Below are 16,282 nucleotides of genomic sequence, written 5' to 3'. Positions count from 1 at the left end.
TTGTCGTGCCGTGCCGCGTGGCGTCGGCTGGTCGTGCGGGTGCCGTGGCTGCTCAGCGGGCGTCGGCCAGGATGCGGTCACCCTGCTCTTGGGCCTGGTTGAGCGCCTGTTCGGCGGAGAGCTCGCCGGAGAGGAACTGCTCCAGGGCCGGGACGAGCGCCTTGCCTTCCACGTCGGAGTAGCCCTCGACACTGGGCCGGACCTGGGCGTAGTTCATGGTCTCGATGAAGGCCGCGTACCGCTCGTCGTCGGTGAAGTACGGATCGTTGGCGGCTTCGACGTTCGCCGGGATCCAGCCGGAGATCCTGCCGAAGTCGACCCCGTTCTCCGGCTGGGTCGTCCACCACTTGATGAACTCCCAGGCGCCGTCGGCGTTCGTGGCGCCCTCGGGGATGACCAGGCCGAACCCGCCCATGTAGGCGCCGGTGTCGCCGTTTGGACCTCGCGGCGGTTCGGCGACGCCGTACTCCAGCCCGTCGACGGCGTCGAGCGAGGTCAGCGCCCACGGGCCGTCGAGCTTCATGGCCGTCGAGCCTTCGGCGAACGCGTCGATGCCATCCCCGAAGCCCTGTTCGTACACGCCCGCGTCGAGTAGCTCCTGCCAGAACCGGAGCACGTCGAGTCCTTCGGGGCTGTTGAACGCGGTGGCCGTCTCGTCCTCGGTGACCAGATGCCCGCCGGCCTGCGCGAGCCACATGTTGAACAGCCCCGGATCGCCGAGGTCGAACCCGGCCTGCGTGAGGGTGCCACCGTCGCGCACGGTCAGCGCTTCGGCCGCGTCCTTCAGCCCGCTCCATGTGTCCGGCACATCGACGCCCGCCTCGTCCAGCAGCGTCGTGTTGTAGAACAGTGACCGGTTGTCGACCAGCAGCGGGAGACCGTACAGGGTCCCGTCCACGGTCATCTCCTCCACCGCCGGCTCGTAGAACATGCCCGTGTCGACGCCGTCGGAGGAGACGTAGTCGTCGATCGGTGCGAGTGCGCCCTTCGGGGCGTACAGCGACGTCTGATAGCGGTCCCACAGCACGACGTCAGGCACGTCGCCGCTGGCGAAGCCGGTCAGCAGTTTCTCCTCCACGAGTTCTTGAGAGACATAGCTGACCTCGTACTGGTCCTGCGACTCGTTGAACGCGGCCGCCTGCTCCTCGAGCTGGTCGACCTGTTCCCCGGACCAGGACCCCCACATCACCACGTCTTCGCGCCCCTCGGATGTGGCGCCGCCGTCGTCGCCCGACGAGCAGCCGGCCACGGCGAGCAGTGCGGCGAACGCCGTCGTGAGCAGGGTGGTGGGCTTCTTCATCGAATCCTCCAGGTGGTGGTGTGCGTGGGTGTGGACGGGCGGCGGCTCATCGGCTTCCGACGTGCGCGACGCCCTCGATGATGTAGCGCTGTGCGACGATGAAGACCGCCAGCACCGGCAGGCTGGCGAGTACCGTGCCGGCCATCAGCGGACCGAAGTTGGTCTCGTAGTTGTTGACGAATGAGGCCAGACCCACCTGGACCGTCATCATCTCCTGGTTGTTCAAGACGATGAGCGGCCAGAGGAAGTTGTTCCACCCCGCTTGGAAGGTGAGGATGGCCAGCACCGCGAGCCCGGCCTTCGCGAGCGGGAAGTAGATCTGCGCGAAGATGCGGAACTCGCTCGCCCCGTCGATCCGGGCGGCCTCGCCGAGCTCGTCCGGAAGGGTTTCGAAGAACTGCTTCATGAAGAACACCGCGAACGCGCCGGCGGCTCCCGGGAGAAGAACGGCCCAATAGGTGTTGATCAACCCCAGGCCGCCCTGACCGAGCAGATCGTTGCCTCCGGCGAGCGGGAAGTACCGCAGGATGAGGAAGGAGGGGATCATCGTCACGATCCCCGGGATCATCAGCGAAGAGAGGAACAGGGCGAACAGCGCCTTGCGCCCGCGGAAGTTCAACTTCGCCAGGGCATAGCCGCCGAGGCCGCCGAAGAAGACGTTGGTGACGGCGCCGCCGACGCCGATGATCAGCGAATTCAGCAGGTACCGGGCGAACGGCACCGCCGTGAAGGCCTCCCGGAAGTTCTGCAGTGTCGGGTTCTCCGGGATCAGGTTGAGCGCACCGCCGAGAATCTCGCCTGCCGGCTTGAGCGCGGTGGACAGTGTCCAGACGAGCGGGGCGACGGTCACCACGCTGAGCGCGACGACGGCGACGTACCAGCACGCGGTGGTGACGCCCGCGCGGCGCGGCTTCGTGTTGCGGCGGGCCGGTGCGGAATGCGACCGCACCCGGTCGTCGACGCCCGGTCGCGAGATGGTGGTCATCGTGGCGCCGCCTTCCGCTTCTCACGGGGATGGGAGATCCACGCGTTGGCGATGGAGAAGATCATGATGATGAGGAAGAGGACGAAGGACAGCGCGGAGGCGTAACCCATCTCCAGCGCTCCGAAGCCCTTGTCGTAGATGTAGTAGACCATCGTGATCGTGGAGTTGCCCGGGCCGCCCTTGGTCAGCACGTAGGCCTGGTCGAAGACCTGGAACGCGGCGATGATCAGCAGCGTCGACACCAGGAAGCTGGTCCGGGAGAGCGACGGCAGCGTGACGTAGCGGAACTGCTGCCAGGCGTTGGCTCCGTCCAGCCTCGCGGCCTCATACAGGTCACGCGGCACGCCCTGCAGGCCGCCGAGAAAGATGATCATGTTGGTGCCGAATGTGGCCCAGACCGACATCAGCACGATCGCGAACATCGCCCATTCGGAGTCGTAGAGCCAGGCCGGGCCGTCGATGCCGAACCAGCCGAGGACGACGTTGAGCAGGCCTCGTTGCGGGTTGAGCAGCCAGTACCAGATCGTTGCGGTGGCCACCGTGGAGGAGACGACCGGGACATAGAACAGCGTCCGGAACAGGCGGACCGCCCGGCGGCTGCGGTTGAGCAACAGAGCCGCGCCGAGTGCGATGGCGAACCCCATCGGCACGAAGAGCGCCGTGTAGTACGCCGTGTTCCGCAGCGCGATCCAGAAGTACGGATCGTCGACGATGCGGGCGTAGTTCTCCAGCCCGACCCACGCCGTGTCGCCGACGATGGCGTAGTCGGTGAAGCTGAGCACGGCGGCGATCACGTTCGGCAGCAGCACGAAGATCAGGAACAACGCGCATGGCGCGAGCAGGAAGAGCCAGGCGCTGCGGCGTATCTGCTTCGCGGTGGTCCGCGCCGGCCGCGCCCGGCCAGGCGGCCGCGCGGGGTCGGTCACGACGGCGACGGTGCCGTCGGCGGGTGGAATCCGGGACGCGGTCATGGCCTGGTCGACCTCACGGCACGCTGCCGCTCGACGGTGCGGAGTCCGGCGATGTCCAGCACGAGCTCGCAGAACATCGCGTTCGCCCAGGAGAACCACGCACGCGTGAACGTGCTCGGGTCGTCGGCGTGGAAGGACTCGTGCATCAGCGACGTGCCCGCGTCGGTGGCCAGCAGGGTCTGCAGGAGGCGTTCTTTCTCGGCCGCGTCGTCGGTGGTGAGCCCTTCGACGGCGAGCGCGATCGGCCAGATGTGCCGCGGCGGCGTATGCGGACTGCTCAACCCGCGGGCGGCGGTGCCGACGGTGAAGGTCGGGTTGTGCTCACTGAACACGAACGAGCGGGTGGCGCTGTAGATCGGATCGTCGGGTGCGCACCAGCCGATGTACGGCAGCGAGAGCAGACTGGGCATATTGGCGTCGTCGAGGAGCACGGCGTTTCCCAGGCCGTCCACCTCGTAGGCGTAGATCTCGCCGAACTCCGGATGGACGACGGTGCCGTACCGGGCGACGCCGGCCTCGAGTTCGTCGCCCAGGGACCGAGCGTCGGCGGCGAGTACGGCATCGTCGAGCACCTCGTCGGCCAGCTGCGCGATATATCCCAGCGCGACGATCGCGAATATATTGCCGGGCACGTTGTACCCGTAGGTACACGCGTCGTCACTCGGGCGGAACCCGGCCCAGGTCATGCCGGTGAGGGCGGTCTCGGGTCCGCGGCCTTCGCGGGTGAGGGTGTCGCTGGCCGGGCCGTCGAGCCGCTGGAGCCGATAGCGGGAGCGGTTCTCGTGGTCCTGCTCGGTGCGCCAGAGCCCGATGATGGTGCGGGCGGCGGAGCGGAAGGGCTCGCCCAGATGGTCGGTCCGTCCGGTGGCGGTCCAGAGGTCGTAGGCGAGTTGGACGGGGAAGCACAACGAGTCGATCTCGTACTTGCGCTCCCAGACCCATGGCGACATCTCGGTCAGGTCGGCATGGTGACCGTGGCCGTTCGGTGCGGAGTTGAACGCGTTGGCATAGGGGTCGACGGCGATGTAGTCGATCTGCCGGCGCGAGACCGCGGCGAGCAGGTCGGCGACGCCGCGGTGGCGGGCGGCGACGTGCAGGTACGGCGCGAGCTGGGCGGTGGAGTCGCGCAGCCACATCGCGGGGATGTCGCCGGTGAGCATGAACACGGTGCCGTCCGGGAGCTCGGTGAGGGTCGAGCCCAGGGTGTCCGCGTAGCAGCGCTCGAAGACGCGTGCCACCGACGTTCCGAGTTCTGCCCGGACATCGCCGGTGACCTCCCGGACGAGGCCGTCGGTCCAATGAGCCACAGTGCATCCTCCTCGGCGTCGGCGCTGGATCGTAGCGAGTGTAGACCAGCAAGCCCAAAGAATCTATTGAAACCTTTGAATATGTTTATTTCGTGATGATGTCGTTCCGCGCGGCGGTGGAGCCGGGGGTGGCCGGGAGCAGGCCTGATCAGCGCGTATGCCGGGGGGCGATGATCGACGACGTTCTCGGCGCGGATGTGACTCTCGCGCTCATCGAAACATTGACGGCTGGCGGCACTGCGGTTAGGTTCAAGATTCAATATATTGGTAAGCTTAGGAGGATCAGTGAGGATCGCGCCACTCGCCATCGCAGCCGCCGGCATCATGACCGTGTTCACGTCCCCGGTCGCTACGGGCCTGACGCCGGATCAGGCGGAGGATGCCTTCGATGCCTTCGTCGACGTCTACTGGGACGACGAGGCCGACTACTTCTTCACCTATAGCGACCATGAGATCCACCCCGAGCATGCGCACGGACCGGAAGGCGGCCTCTACACGGACTACTGGTGGGAGGCGCAGCTGTGGGAGATGGTGATGGACACCTACGAACGCACCGGCAGCACGGACTCGCGTCAGCTGATCGACGACGTCTACGACGGTTTCCGGGCCGCGTATCCCGACTTCAGCGAGAACGACTGGAACGACGACATCGGGTGGTGGGCGCGCGGCAGCATCCGTGCCTACGAGATCACCGGAGATCCGGAGTACCTGAACGCCGCGCAGGCCATGTTCGATTTCATCGCCGCCTACGAGGACACCACCTACGGCGGCGGCATCTGGTGGAAGAACGTCGACGTCGGCGACGGCACCAGGAACGAGAAGAACGTCGCCACGAACGCCACCGCCGTCTACACCGCGATGCGTCTGTACGCGGCGACCGGGGACCGGGCGTACCTGGATACGGCGGAGCGGATCTATGCCTGGCTCGATGCCAACTTCAACCAGGACGGGCACCTGCGCGACCATGTCGCCGGCGACGGCGAGTACACCGACTGGGACTGGACGTACAACCAGGGCAACTTCGCCGGTGCGGCACTGGAGATGTACCTGCACAGCGGGGATGCCGCGTATCTCGCGGACGCGACGTCCGCGGTGGACTGGGCGGCTCAGAACCTGACATCGTCTGAGACGTTCCTGTACGAGGGCGTCGACGACGCCGGCGGATTCAAGGCCATTCTGACCCGCAACATCCGCGCTCTGATCGACAAGGCCGGCCAGACCCAGTACGAGCAGTTGCTCACCGACAACGCCACGCAGGCGGCGAACCATCTGAACTCGTCCGGCATCGGCGGATACAACTGGGCGGCGCCCACTGCCGAGCTGGACACCGTGCCTATGCAGAGCCTCGCGGCGGCGGCCGGCGTCGCCGTGATGCAGCAGGCGACGCCGGACGGGTACACCGGTGTGATCGAAGGTTCGGGGGTCTACGAGGCGGAGAACGCCGTGCGGGACGGTATCGACTCGGAGAGCAGCGCCGCCGGCTTCACCGGCCGCGGCTACCTGGCCGGCTGGAACGCCGACGGCACCAGCGTCACCTTCCACGTCAACGTCGTCGACGCCGGCACCTATCCGATGCAGCTGCGGTTCGCCGCGGGCGCCGGAGACGCCGTCCGCTCACTGGAGGTCAACGGCGCGAGCGCAGCCTCGGTGTCGTTTCCCCGGACCGGCGGCTGGGACCAGTGGTCCACCGTCTCTGCGTCGGTGCCGCTGGAGAGCGGCCACAACACGATTGTGCTGCGATTCGACGCCGCTGCCGGCAGCACTGACTATGTGAACATCGACCGTCTCGTGCTCGCCTTGTGAGCCGTTCCGCGGCACTCGATACTCGCCGGACATCGATGGATGCCAGAATGCGCAATCCCTTTTCGCCCGGCCGTCGTATAGAGGGGTGACCCATCGGCACGTACACGAAAGAAGGGGTACCGCCATGAAGAAGCTCGTCTCGACGGCGTTCGTCACGGCCGCGCTGCTGTTCGGTGGCGCCGGCGTGGCCTCGGCTCACCAAGCCGGTCCGTGCAACGACTCGGACGGCGACGGGGAGTTCAGCGGCCGGGAGTACGCCGAGCACCACATCGTCCCGGGTGCCCACGACGGGATCATCGGCCAGGAGCACAAGCCCGGTTCGCATCAGGGTTTCAGCCTGTGCAACCCCTCGGGTAAGTAGCCGTCGGAACTGACCGTAGGGCCGGGCACGGCACCTCACGGCTGACGTGCCCGGCCCGCTACCGGGGCGTGCCGCTGGCCGGGGTAGGCGTCGTCGGCTGAGGATCCGCGGGGTTCCAGCAGGTGAACGACGTGTCGTCGGCGCTGCGGGTGATCGGTGGCGCTGCCGCACATGCGTCGGTGGCGTGCGGGCATCGGTTGCTGAACCGGCAGCCGCTCGGAAAGTGCCCGGGCGACGGCGTCTCGCCAGGGATAGGCCACAGCGGTTGGTTGAGCGATCCCTCGACCCCGTCCGAGGCGAGCTGCTCCGGATTGGCGGCGATCAGGGCCTCGGTGTACCAGTGCCGCGGATGTCCGAGGACCGTGTCGACCGGGCCCTGTTCGACGATCGTGCCGCCGTAGAGCACGGCGACCCGGTCGCAGATGGTGCGGACGACGCCGAGGTTGTGGCTGATGAACAGGATCCCCATCTGCTGCTCCTCACCGAGGCGGACCAGCAGATCGAGGATCTCGGCCTGGACGTTGACGTCGAGGGACGAGCTGGGCTCGTCGGCGATGAGGAGCTTCGGGCTGTTCGCGATCCCGATGGCGATCATGATGCGCTGGCGCTGGCCGCCTGAGAGCTGGTGCGGGTAGCGGCGGCGGAGGCGGTTCGGGTCAGGGAGCTGAACCTGCGACATGAGCTCGATGACGCGCTCCTTGCGCTCGCGCCTTGACATGGAGGTATGTAGGCGTAGCGCTTCGTCGACCTGACGGCCGACCTTGGTGAGCGGGTTGAGCGCGCTGGCCGGATCCTGCAGGACCACGCCGACGTCCGCCCCGCGGATCCGGCTGAGTTCTCGATCGGTGAGACCGACCAGCTCTCGCCCTTCGAGGCGGACGGAGCCGGTTCGGGTGGCGTGCCGGGGCTGCAGGTCGAGCAGGCTCAGGGCGGTGATGGTCTTGCCGGCGCCGGACTCGCCGATCAGGCCCAGGCGGGCGCCGTGCGGGATGTCCAGCTGGTCGATGGTGACGATCTCATTGCCGTCGATGCTGACCGACAGGTCGCGCACGGCTATCAGCGGCTCGGCGGGCTCCCTGCCGGAGGCGGCAGCATCGTGCGTGATCTCGATCGACGTCGTCGTCGCCATGACACCTCCGGAGTGATGCGTCGAAATACTAGTTTTGCTCCTCGGGAAGGTTGAGTCAACAGTGGCCGGAGCCGGACCCAGTACCGGACGCTGAGATATTCGATCGATTGTCGCCGTCGGCGTTGTTAGCGTGCGAGGCATGCACATCCGCGACTTCGCCGATCCCGACTGGGATGCCGTCTGGCCGATATTCCGGCAGGTGGTGCTCGCCGGGGAGACCTACGCCTATGATCCGGCCTGGGATTCCGCGCACGCCATGTCGGTCTGGGTCGAGTCGCCTCCGGGACACACTGTGGTGGCGACCGATGGAACGGACATGCTGGGCACGGCGAAGATGGGCCCGAACCGCCCCGGGCGCGGATCTCATGTCGCCACGGCGAGCTTCATGGTCTCCGAACACGCGCGGGGCCGGGGCGTCGGCCGGTCACTCGGCGAGTACGTCGTCGACTGGGCACGCGCGAACGGGTATGCCGCCATGCAGTTCAACGCCGTGGTCGAGTGCAACCATGCCGCAGTCCGGCTATGGAAGTCGCTCGGGTTCCAGATCATCGGTACGGTGCCTGAGGCGTTCGACCACGCGACGCAGGGCCGCGTCGGCCTGCACGTCATGCACCGATACCTCTGACGGGGCGCGGGGTACTTCCCTGGAAGCTAGGGGCTATACCTGACGAGCCGCAAAGGAGGTCTACATGACGCGGGAATCGACATCCTCGACACTCGCCGCGCACGCGTACCAACAGGGTTGGCGACGGATGCTGGTCGACATGGAGATTCCGAGCTGGGATCCCGCCTTTCTTCGCGAATTCGATCCCGCAAGCATGGCGGACCTGTACAAGAGGGCTGGCCTCAGCTCGGTCATGTTCTCATGCAAGGCTATGACGGGCCTGTCCTTCTGGCCGACAGAAGTGGGCCGAAAGCATCCAGGAATCGGCCGGCGAGACGTTGTAGCCGAGACTCTCAGTGCCTTGCGGGAGCGGGGTATCGCCACATGCGCATACACCTCGATGGTGTTCGACAGTTGGGCGGCTGAGAACCGGCCTGATTGGCGAACGAGGATAGTGGAAGCGCCCAGATCGCCGTCGCCATGGGACCGGCACGCGTCATGCTGCCCCAATAACCCCGGCTATCGGGAGTACGTGATTGCCCAGGTGACCGAACTTTTTTCGAACTACGATGTTGATTGTGGCTTCTGCGATATGTCATTTTGGCCGGGTGTCTGCGTGTGTCAGCACTGTCGCGATCGCTATCAGAATGAGACTGGGCGAGAGATTCCGCGCACGATCGACTGGCTTTCCACGGAGTGGTGTTGCTTTCAAGCGGCGCGGGAAAGGTGGATCATCGAATTCCAGCACCTTGTCGCCGATGCCGCTCAAGAAGCGCGACCGGGAATGCCGTTCTACCACAACTTCGCCACCGCCCTCTTTGACTGGACCTTTGCCGTCCCTTTCGCGGTCACCGAAGCGAGTGCCTTCCTCGGTGGGGATTTGTACGGTGATCAAATTGAGCAGCTGATGGTCATCAAGCTGATGAGGAACCTGTCGAAGTCTCGTCCTGTAGAGTTTATGGCCTTCTGCACGAACAGCGCGGGCGAGCATGTTCAGCTGAAGTATGAAGAACACATGCGTATGCAAGCGCTGACTGCTGCGGCTGAGTCAACGGCGATGACCTTTATTGACGCCATCGATCCAATAGGCACCGCGAACCCGGGCACGTATGATCGCGTGGCGAAGATATTTTCGGGCCTCTCGAAGTATGACCAGTTTCTTGGCGGTGAAGCGCTGGAGGATGTCGGCGTATACATGTCAAGCGACTCGAAAACGGATTTCGATGAGAATGGTATGAGCTTGTCCGACAGATCATTTTCGATGATCAAGCAATCTCCACACTTTCGTGCTGTGCGTGGCGCGTGCAGGGCACTGCAGCGGGGCCATATTCCCTTCGGCGTGGTCACTCGTCAGCGGTTGGATGAGCTCGATAAATTCAAGGTAACCGTCCTCCCTAACGTAGAGCGTATGGATGCGGTGGAGATCGACGCTCTGCGTGCGTACGTGCACAATGGTGGACATCTCTACGCCAGTAAGTACACATCTCTGGTCGACACGTCTGGATTCGCGTTCGCCAACTTTAGCTTGTCGGACCTCTTTGGTATTGAGTTGCTGAGTGAAGACGAGACCGGTATGGTCTATGCTCGGCCGGCCACTGACGAGGCCAGATCTTGGGTGAGTCCACAGCGCTATTTGGGTGTGGATCCCAGCGAGAGCTCACTTTCTGGTGGCCTGTTGTGGCTGAAAGAGGATGATAGTTCGACCGTGTTGGCGCACCTCACGCTGCCCTACGCTCACCCAAAGATCGGGAACGCCGAGGATCGCCAATGGTCATCGATGCACTCTTTCCCTCCGTACTCGGATACTGATGCCCTTGTCATAGTCAAGAACCAGGCCGGGCTTGGGACCGTCATTTACAGCGCCTTTGATGTCGAGACCGACGAGGCGGAGATAAACGATCGGATGTTTGCGGGGATCGTCCAGTCTCTTCTTGTGCGCGAGCGATCATTCTGGTGTGAAGCACATCCAAGCGTGAGCGTTTCTGCCTTTCACCACGTCGATGATTCTATGATTCGGCTGGTACTGCTCAATAGTCGGGCTCGCCACGTCGGGCGCACCAGGCTGGGGGTGACGTGTCCGTATGGAGCCAGCTTCGTATCCCTTCAGGAACTGCCGTCGAGAGGGGACATTCCGTTCGAGATCCATAGCGACGGCTCGCTGGAGTGTACTCTGCAAGATTTTTCGGAGATCGTGATGATTGCTGCGACCTACGCGGAGGACTCGACATCCTGACATGATCGCGGCCGGGGGCACGTGGTGTGACGGCTCTTTACGTGCGGCGGTGGAAGACCTGTGGGGTGCTGGCGAGTGTTCGCGGGCCAGCGGAACGTGCGGTGACTGGCCTTGGTCCCGAGGCGCAGGTGGCGGCGGCGACGTTTCTCGGTATCAGTCCTCGGCTCGTGGAGTTGCTGATGGGCTGCTGCCGTGGCCGTGCACTGGCGGTGGCGGCGTTCGCCGAGGACGTGGAAGTGGCGGCCGAACTCGATTCCAGCGCGTGCGTCCGCTCCTGACCGCCGGCCGTTTCATCGACATCACGGACGACCAGAGCTGAGCCGCCGTCCTGAATTTGCTCGTGGCGATGGGGTACGGCCGTTATGCTGCTGCACATGCGAGATAACTAGCCGCTTCTGCGGTCCGCCTCACGTCTGGTGACGCCCGGGATGTGTCCCTGGCGACGCGAAGGGTGCAGCTCGGCCGCACGTTCAGTGGTTCTATTTCCATCTCCGCATGAGGAACTTTATGCCGAACTATGCTCCCGACCATCGATGGGTCTACGGTGGCGACCGCTCGTACGAGGAGCAGGTCGCCGAGGCCGACGGCGCGCGGCTCGAAGGTTGGGACTTCTCCTGGTTGTCGGGCCGCGTCGTCAGCGAAGAACTGTCCTGGCACTACCCGTCGCTGGCCCGGCGGGCGATCGATGCGGCGACGGCGCTGCTCGACGTCGACACCGGCGGCGGGGAGATGCTGGCGAGCCTCGCCCCGTTGCCGTCGGCGATCGCCACCGAACCGTACCCGCCGAACGTGCCCGTCGCGAGAGCGCGGCTGGAGCCCTTGGGTGTGGAGGTGCGATACGGCGACGCGTCGGCGCTGCCGCTCTCGGACGGCGACGTCGATCTGGTGCTCAACCGGCACGGCGCGTTCGACGCGGCTGAGGTCGCGCGCGTGCTGCGTCCGGGCGGGATGTTCCTCACACAGCAGGTCGGCAGCCGGAACGACCTGGAGTTCAATCAGGGTCTGGGTGTCAGCGCTGCGGGCGACGACGCCGGCGCGCACACGCGGGACGCGATGGTTGCGGCGCTGCGGTCCGAAGGGCTGGTGGTCGACCGTGCGGAGGAAGAGTTCCCGGCTTGCCGGTTCCTCGACGTCGGGGCGGTGGTCTTCCAGTTGCGCGCCGTGCCTTGGCAGGTGCCCGGGTTCGACGTCGACGCCTTCGACCGGCAGCTGCGGGCGATCGACGCCCACATCCGCGCCGACGGTGGCTTCACCGTGCACAACCACCGGTTCCTCGTTCAGGCGCGGAAGCCCTGAGCGGTTCGAAGGATGGACGCGACAGAAATACCCAGTGGGCCGGCCGGCTCCGAATGACCGGTCGTCGCGGCCTGACCGGGGTGGCGTGCACGCCTCGTCGCCGTCAGCATCGGCGTGCACGTCACGTCGGAGTGCCGCTACTTCTCGAAGAGCCGTGCGCCGAACCAGTCGAGGCGCGGGCGCCAGCCGTTGTTCCGCAGCACGGTGAACACCGGGATCTTAGCGTCGGCCGGGCGGATCCCGACTGCACCCTCCCAGGAAGTCCGGGGTCCGAACCCGCCTTGCACGGTGACCTGACCGTCCGACCCCTCGGCGAACGTCGCGGACCTTTTCCCTGCGGTCTTGCCGCGGCTCCACTTCCAGTCGGCGTGCACGAACGCGCCGCCCGGGCTGAGGGCAGAGCGGACCGATGCCGATCCGGAGTACTCGGCGAACGTGTACTGCGCCTTGGCGGGGTCGAGGTCGACCTCCATGCGCCACGCATAGGCTTGTTTCCCCCGCACGAACAAGGTCCGCCAGCGCATCTCCTCGACCTTCCAGCGCACCTCTACGCGAACGCCGGCCGCCGTGTGCGACGCGGCGATGAGGTACGGGAGTCCGTCGCTGTTCATCCCTACGAGTTCGGCGACCACCCGGTCGATTGGCGCCGGGTCGGCTTGGGTGCGGACGGCGGTCTCCGGAATCTGCGGCTTCTCATGCGTGGAGATCGCTTTCATCCCGCGTCGCACCGTCCACATGCCGCGGGCGAGGACCGCGAGCCCGGCGACCACGATCAGGACGATGCCGAGCGCCGTACGCCCGCTCACGAGGGCCCAGGCCCCTCCCGTCATGAGTGCCACCCCGGCCACGATGACGACCTTGCGGCTGCGGACGGCGAATTGCGCCGCACGAGTGTCGTCAGACACTGTGCTCACGTCTGCATCTCATGTCTGCATCTAACCAGTGGCTCCGGTGCCGGTGTCCTGTGCCCCGGTGGATGTGTTTCAGCGGATACGCCATCGTCACCCGAGTGCGGCCTGAACATCGACTATCCTGGCCGCGTGCGACCGTCCCCTACTCCGGACCGGCGCAAGGTCGACCCGGACACGCCGGACGGCGCGCGCCGGATCGCCATTGCGTGGACCGGCTTCGTCGGTGCGGGCTTGGTTGCCCTCGGGCTGTCCTGGGGCGGCTGGGCCGTCGCGCAGGCGGGGGGATACGAGGACAACTTCCGCGGCTTCGAAGCAGGCGACCGCTTCCCTTGGATCTTCGTCATCCTGAGCGCAGCATTCAGCGTCTTCGCGCTCTTCCGCGCGATCGGGAAATGGTCCCGGTACGCGAAGATCCGCCGACAGAGCCGATAGGCCGACATGTCACGATGCCGTGCCGGGGACAAACGGCAACCGCCGTGCCGACCGTGGTGAGCGATGCGGTCCGGTAGTTCTCGGTGTCTGGTCCGGTCAGCCCTCGCGACCTTGCCAGGTGGTGATGCACGCCTCGTTGCTCTCGGCATCGGCGAGCACCCAGAACGCAGGTGCGCGGTCGTTGGAGACGAGCGTGCCGCCGGCGTCGAGGGCGGCCTGGAGCCGACGTTGGGCCTCGTCGTGCGGTACCGAGATGTCCAGATGGATGCGGTTGCGATCGAGCCGCGGCACATCCATCTGCTGGAACCATACGGCGGGTCCTTGGCCGAACGGATCGACGAGCGGATCGCTCGGGCCGGCGCGACCAGCCTCGTCGGTGTAACCCAGGACCGCCTTCCAGAACGGCCGGATAGCCGCGATATCCATGGCGTCGATGGCGATCTCGATGGTCTGGACCGAGCGCTGCGCACCTCCGACCTCGGCTGAGGTGGTGAGCTCGAGGTCGTCGATGGCCGCCGAGATGCGTTCGGCGAGATCGACGTCGCGCGCCGTGACCGCGGCCACCTCGAGCGTCTGCAAGGTCAGCGTGACGCGGTCGCGTCGGAGGTCGATGCGCAGGTGACGGTCGGCGTGCGCGCCGGCGACGTCCGTGGCGAGCGCGGCGATGTCAGCGGCCTGGCTGAGCCTGCTGATCGCCACACCGGACTGTAAGGCGCCCAGGACGTAGCGCCAGCCCAGCTCCATGACGGCGTCGGATGCCTCTTGCCGGGTCAGCTTCCGGTCCGCGCCGAATGCCTGATCGTCCATCAACCCCATCATGGCACCGGAGCGACGGCTGCGCGCGCAGGACGGGCGATGCCTGCGGATCCTTCTCCAGCGCGGACCGTTCGCGGGGCGTCCCCGTGGACGCTGATGCCGGCCGCGGACATCTCCGACGGGAGCACTTGCCGCTCCCTTTGCAATGCACACATATACGCGGGCGGTGCGTATATGTGTGCATTGCAAAGGCTTACGTGTGGGTCCAGGTGCTCGTGTTTGACATGCAGCCAAGTAGCTGCCTATTGTGATATGCAGCCGCGAGGCTGCATGTTGGAGGATGGTCTGGTGATGGATGAGGTGTTCAAGGCGCTCGCTGATGCCAGTCGTCGTCGGTTGTTGGACAGCCTGAATGCTCGCGATGGCCAGACGCTGCGAGAGCTGTGTGCCGAACTGGCCATGGCCCGGCAGTCGGTCAGCAAGCACCTGGCCGTGCTGGAGGCGGCGAACCTGGTCACCACCGTGTGGCGGGGCCGGGAGAAGCTGCACTACCTGAACGCCGAACCGATCAACGCCATCTCCGACCGCTGGATCAACCGGTACCACCGCGAGCGCGTGCATGCACTCGCCGACCTGAAGAGAGCGCTGGAGGAGAACCCGATGGACAAGCCCGAGTTCGTCTACGCCACGTATATCAACACCACGCCGGAGAAGCTCTGGCGAGCCCTGACCGACCCGGCGTTCACCCGCCGCTACTGGCACGTCACCTTCGACACCGACTGGCAGACCGGTTCGACGATGGTCTGGAACATGGGTGATGTCGCGATGGCGGACCCCGAGCAGGTGGTCCTGGAATCGGAGCCGTATCGCCGGCTCTCCTTCACCTGGCACACGGTGACGCCCGAGTTCGCGAAGGCGGTCGACCTCGACGACGAGACGGCCGAGAAGCTTCGCGGGGAGCGTCGTTCGAAGGTGACCTTCGAGATCGAACCGCACGGGGACATGGTCAAGTTGACCGTCGTGCATGACGGCTTCGAACCGGACAGCACCATGCTGGAGATGGTCAGCCAGGGCTGGCCGGAGCTGCTGTCCAGCCTGAAGACGCTGCTGGAGACCGGGGAGCCGTTGCCGTCGCAGCGATGAGTTCCGCGTCGCCCGGTGGTCTGTTCTCGGTGAAGAGTAGATACTCAGGAGAGCAGACGACCGGGACGGTGAACTGATGAGCAGCGACGAGACACGCGACGGTGTGTCGCTGACCAACCTCGACCAGCCGCTGTTCGAGGAGGCGGATGCCACCAAGCGCGACCTGGTCGACTATCTGGACGCCGTCCGTGATCGCATTCTCCCGCAGCTTCGAGGGCGGCCGCTGTCCGTGGTCCGCACGGTCCGCGGACAGGCGCCGTTCATGCAGAAGAACCTCCCGAAGTACGCCCCGTCATGGATCGAGTCGGTATCGATGTGGGCCGAGGCGTCCCGGCGCGAGGTGGCATACGCGATCTGCAACGATCGTCGTACCTTGCTCTGGTTCGCCAACCAGCGAGCGATCGAGTATCACGTGACGCTGGTGACGGCGGAGCATCCGGACCAGCAGACGCATATGGTGCTGGACATCGACCCGCCGGAGGGTGACCGATTCGACACGGTGGTCGGCGCGGCTCGCCTGATCCGGCAGGCACTAGCGGACTCCGGGCTGTCCGGTGCGGTCAAGACCAGCGGCGCGAAGGGGATGCACATCTTCGTGCCCGTGCAGGGGCCGGTGCCGATCGAGGACGTCGCCGCGGCGACGCGCGCGGTGGCGGCGCGTGCCGAACGTCTCGATCCGGCGCTCGCGACGACGGCGTACATCCGGGAGGACCGGAACGGCAAGGTGTTCCTCGACTCGACGCGCGCCGGGGGAGCGACCGTGGTGGCCGCCTACAGCCCGCGTGTCCGGCCCGGCGCGCCCGTGTCCTGGCCGGTCGACTGGGAGCACCTGGACGACGTCCATCCACGCGACTTCACCGTGCGCACCGTTGCGGGGTTGATCCGCGACGGCGATCCATGGGCCGAGCAGATGCCGCACGCACAGCGGCTACCCGTCGACCTGATCGAGGAGGGGCACACCATTCCGGTGGCGCGGGTGCAGGCGATGCACGAGGGTAAACGGCGCGCCCGCGCCGCCCGGGCAGCCGCCGACGAGCCGTCCTGAGCCCCG

General features: G+C 65.9%; 16 protein-coding genes. 9 read left to right on the top strand and 7 right to left on the bottom strand.

Translation table 11 applies throughout. The features are described 5' to 3' along the window. Positions 1 to 52: 52 nt before the first annotated feature. From G1H10_RS17590 to G1H10_RS17575, 4 genes are read right to left on the bottom strand one after another with little or no spacing between them, the layout of a single operon-like run. Positions 53 to 1,300 (bottom strand): ABC transporter substrate-binding protein, encoded by a 1,248-nt coding sequence (locus G1H10_RS17590; RefSeq protein ID WP_163740150.1) that lies wholly within the window; start codon positions 1,298 to 1,300, stop codon positions 53 to 55. A gap of 46 nt (positions 1,301 to 1,346) precedes the next feature. After that, positions 1,347 to 2,285, bottom strand: coding sequence for a carbohydrate ABC transporter permease (locus tag G1H10_RS17585; protein ID WP_163740148.1), 939 nt, complete (start codon positions 2,283 to 2,285; stop codon positions 1,347 to 1,349). Next, complete coding sequence (locus G1H10_RS17580) at positions 2,282 to 3,256, bottom strand: carbohydrate ABC transporter permease (RefSeq protein WP_163740146.1); 975 nt, start codon at positions 3,254 to 3,256, stop codon at positions 2,282 to 2,284. Before G1H10_RS17580 ends, G1H10_RS17585 begins: the two co-directional genes overlap by 4 nt. Next, complete coding sequence (locus tag G1H10_RS17575; RefSeq protein WP_163740144.1) at positions 3,253 to 4,563, bottom strand: glycoside hydrolase family 125 protein; 1,311 nt, start codon at positions 4,561 to 4,563, stop codon at positions 3,253 to 3,255. Before G1H10_RS17575 ends, G1H10_RS17580 begins: the two co-directional genes overlap by 4 nt. Positions 4,564 to 4,848: 285 nt before the next feature. On the opposite strand from G1H10_RS17575, the gene G1H10_RS17570 reads away from it, so the two are divergent. Together G1H10_RS17570 and G1H10_RS17565 are read left to right on the top strand one after the other, a co-directional pair. Further along, on the top strand, positions 4,849 to 6,366 hold the full coding sequence (locus tag G1H10_RS17570) for a glycoside hydrolase family 76 protein (RefSeq protein WP_163740142.1): 1,518 nt from the start codon (positions 4,849 to 4,851) through the stop codon (positions 6,364 to 6,366). A 124-nt stretch (positions 6,367 to 6,490) separates the two neighbouring features. Continuing rightward, positions 6,491 to 6,727 carry a hypothetical protein gene (locus G1H10_RS17565; RefSeq protein ID WP_163740140.1) on the top strand — a complete coding sequence of 79 codons (237 nt, stop codon included), beginning with the start codon at positions 6,491 to 6,493 and terminating at the stop codon, positions 6,725 to 6,727. A gap of 58 nt (positions 6,728 to 6,785) precedes the next feature. On the opposite strand, the gene G1H10_RS17560 is transcribed toward G1H10_RS17565, so the two are convergent. Next, positions 6,786 to 7,856 (bottom strand): ABC transporter ATP-binding protein, encoded by a 1,071-nt coding sequence (locus tag G1H10_RS17560; protein ID WP_163740138.1) that lies wholly within the window; start codon positions 7,854 to 7,856, stop codon positions 6,786 to 6,788. Between the two features lie 139 nt (positions 7,857 to 7,995). Here G1H10_RS17560 and G1H10_RS17555 point away from each other — a divergent pair, with 139 nt between their 5' ends. The 4 genes from G1H10_RS17555 (at position 7,996) to G1H10_RS17540 (ending at position 11,989) form a co-directional block, all read left to right on the top strand. After that, a complete protein-coding gene (locus G1H10_RS17555) occupies positions 7,996 to 8,481 on the top strand; it encodes a GNAT family N-acetyltransferase (protein ID WP_163740136.1) in 486 nt (161 codons plus the stop codon). 64 nt (positions 8,482 to 8,545) lie between these two features. Continuing rightward, positions 8,546 to 10,693: an alpha-amylase family protein gene (locus G1H10_RS17550; RefSeq protein WP_163740134.1), complete on the top strand. Its 2,148-nt coding sequence runs from the start codon at positions 8,546 to 8,548 to the stop codon at positions 10,691 to 10,693. A 101-nt stretch (positions 10,694 to 10,794) separates the two neighbouring features. Then, a complete protein-coding gene (locus G1H10_RS17545; RefSeq protein WP_163740133.1) occupies positions 10,795 to 10,971 on the top strand; it encodes a hypothetical protein in 177 nt (58 codons plus the stop codon). Between the two features lie 229 nt (positions 10,972 to 11,200). Next, positions 11,201 to 11,989 carry a class I SAM-dependent methyltransferase gene (locus tag G1H10_RS17540; protein WP_163740131.1) on the top strand — a complete coding sequence of 263 codons (789 nt, stop codon included), beginning with the start codon at positions 11,201 to 11,203 and terminating at the stop codon, positions 11,987 to 11,989. A gap of 137 nt (positions 11,990 to 12,126) precedes the next feature. Here G1H10_RS17540 and G1H10_RS17535 read toward each other — a convergent pair whose 3' ends face one another. Next, positions 12,127 to 12,903 carry a hypothetical protein gene (locus G1H10_RS17535; RefSeq protein WP_163740129.1) on the bottom strand — a complete coding sequence of 259 codons (777 nt, stop codon included), beginning with the start codon at positions 12,901 to 12,903 and terminating at the stop codon, positions 12,127 to 12,129. A 126-nt stretch (positions 12,904 to 13,029) separates the two neighbouring features. On the opposite strand from G1H10_RS17535, the gene G1H10_RS17530 reads away from it, so the two are divergent. Beyond that, positions 13,030 to 13,332, top strand: a complete 303-nt coding sequence (locus tag G1H10_RS17530; protein WP_163740127.1) for a hypothetical protein — start codon at positions 13,030 to 13,032, stop codon at positions 13,330 to 13,332. A 96-nt stretch (positions 13,333 to 13,428) separates the two neighbouring features. On the opposite strand, the gene G1H10_RS17525 is transcribed toward G1H10_RS17530, so the two are convergent. Next, positions 13,429 to 14,139 (bottom strand): 4a-hydroxytetrahydrobiopterin dehydratase, encoded by a 711-nt coding sequence (locus tag G1H10_RS17525; RefSeq protein WP_163740126.1) that lies wholly within the window; start codon positions 14,137 to 14,139, stop codon positions 13,429 to 13,431. A gap of 300 nt (positions 14,140 to 14,439) precedes the next feature. Here G1H10_RS17525 and G1H10_RS17520 point away from each other — a divergent pair, with 300 nt between their 5' ends. Together G1H10_RS17520 and ligD are read left to right on the top strand one after the other, a co-directional pair. Beyond that, positions 14,440 to 15,231, top strand: coding sequence for an ArsR/SmtB family transcription factor (locus G1H10_RS17520; RefSeq protein WP_163740124.1), 792 nt, complete (start codon positions 14,440 to 14,442; stop codon positions 15,229 to 15,231). Between the two features lie 76 nt (positions 15,232 to 15,307). Continuing rightward, positions 15,308 to 16,276 carry a non-homologous end-joining DNA ligase gene (ligD, locus tag G1H10_RS17515; RefSeq protein ID WP_216853382.1) on the top strand — a complete coding sequence of 323 codons (969 nt, stop codon included), beginning with the start codon at positions 15,308 to 15,310 and terminating at the stop codon, positions 16,274 to 16,276. Positions 16,277 to 16,282 lie beyond the last annotated feature (6 nt).

It is taken from the genome of Phytoactinopolyspora halotolerans, from assembly GCF_010550675.1.
GTDB lineage: Bacteria > Actinomycetota > Actinomycetes > Jiangellales > Jiangellaceae > Phytoactinopolyspora > Phytoactinopolyspora halotolerans.
The sequence above is the reverse complement of the archived record's forward strand: the minus strand, read 5'-3'. Positions and strand labels throughout refer to the sequence as shown.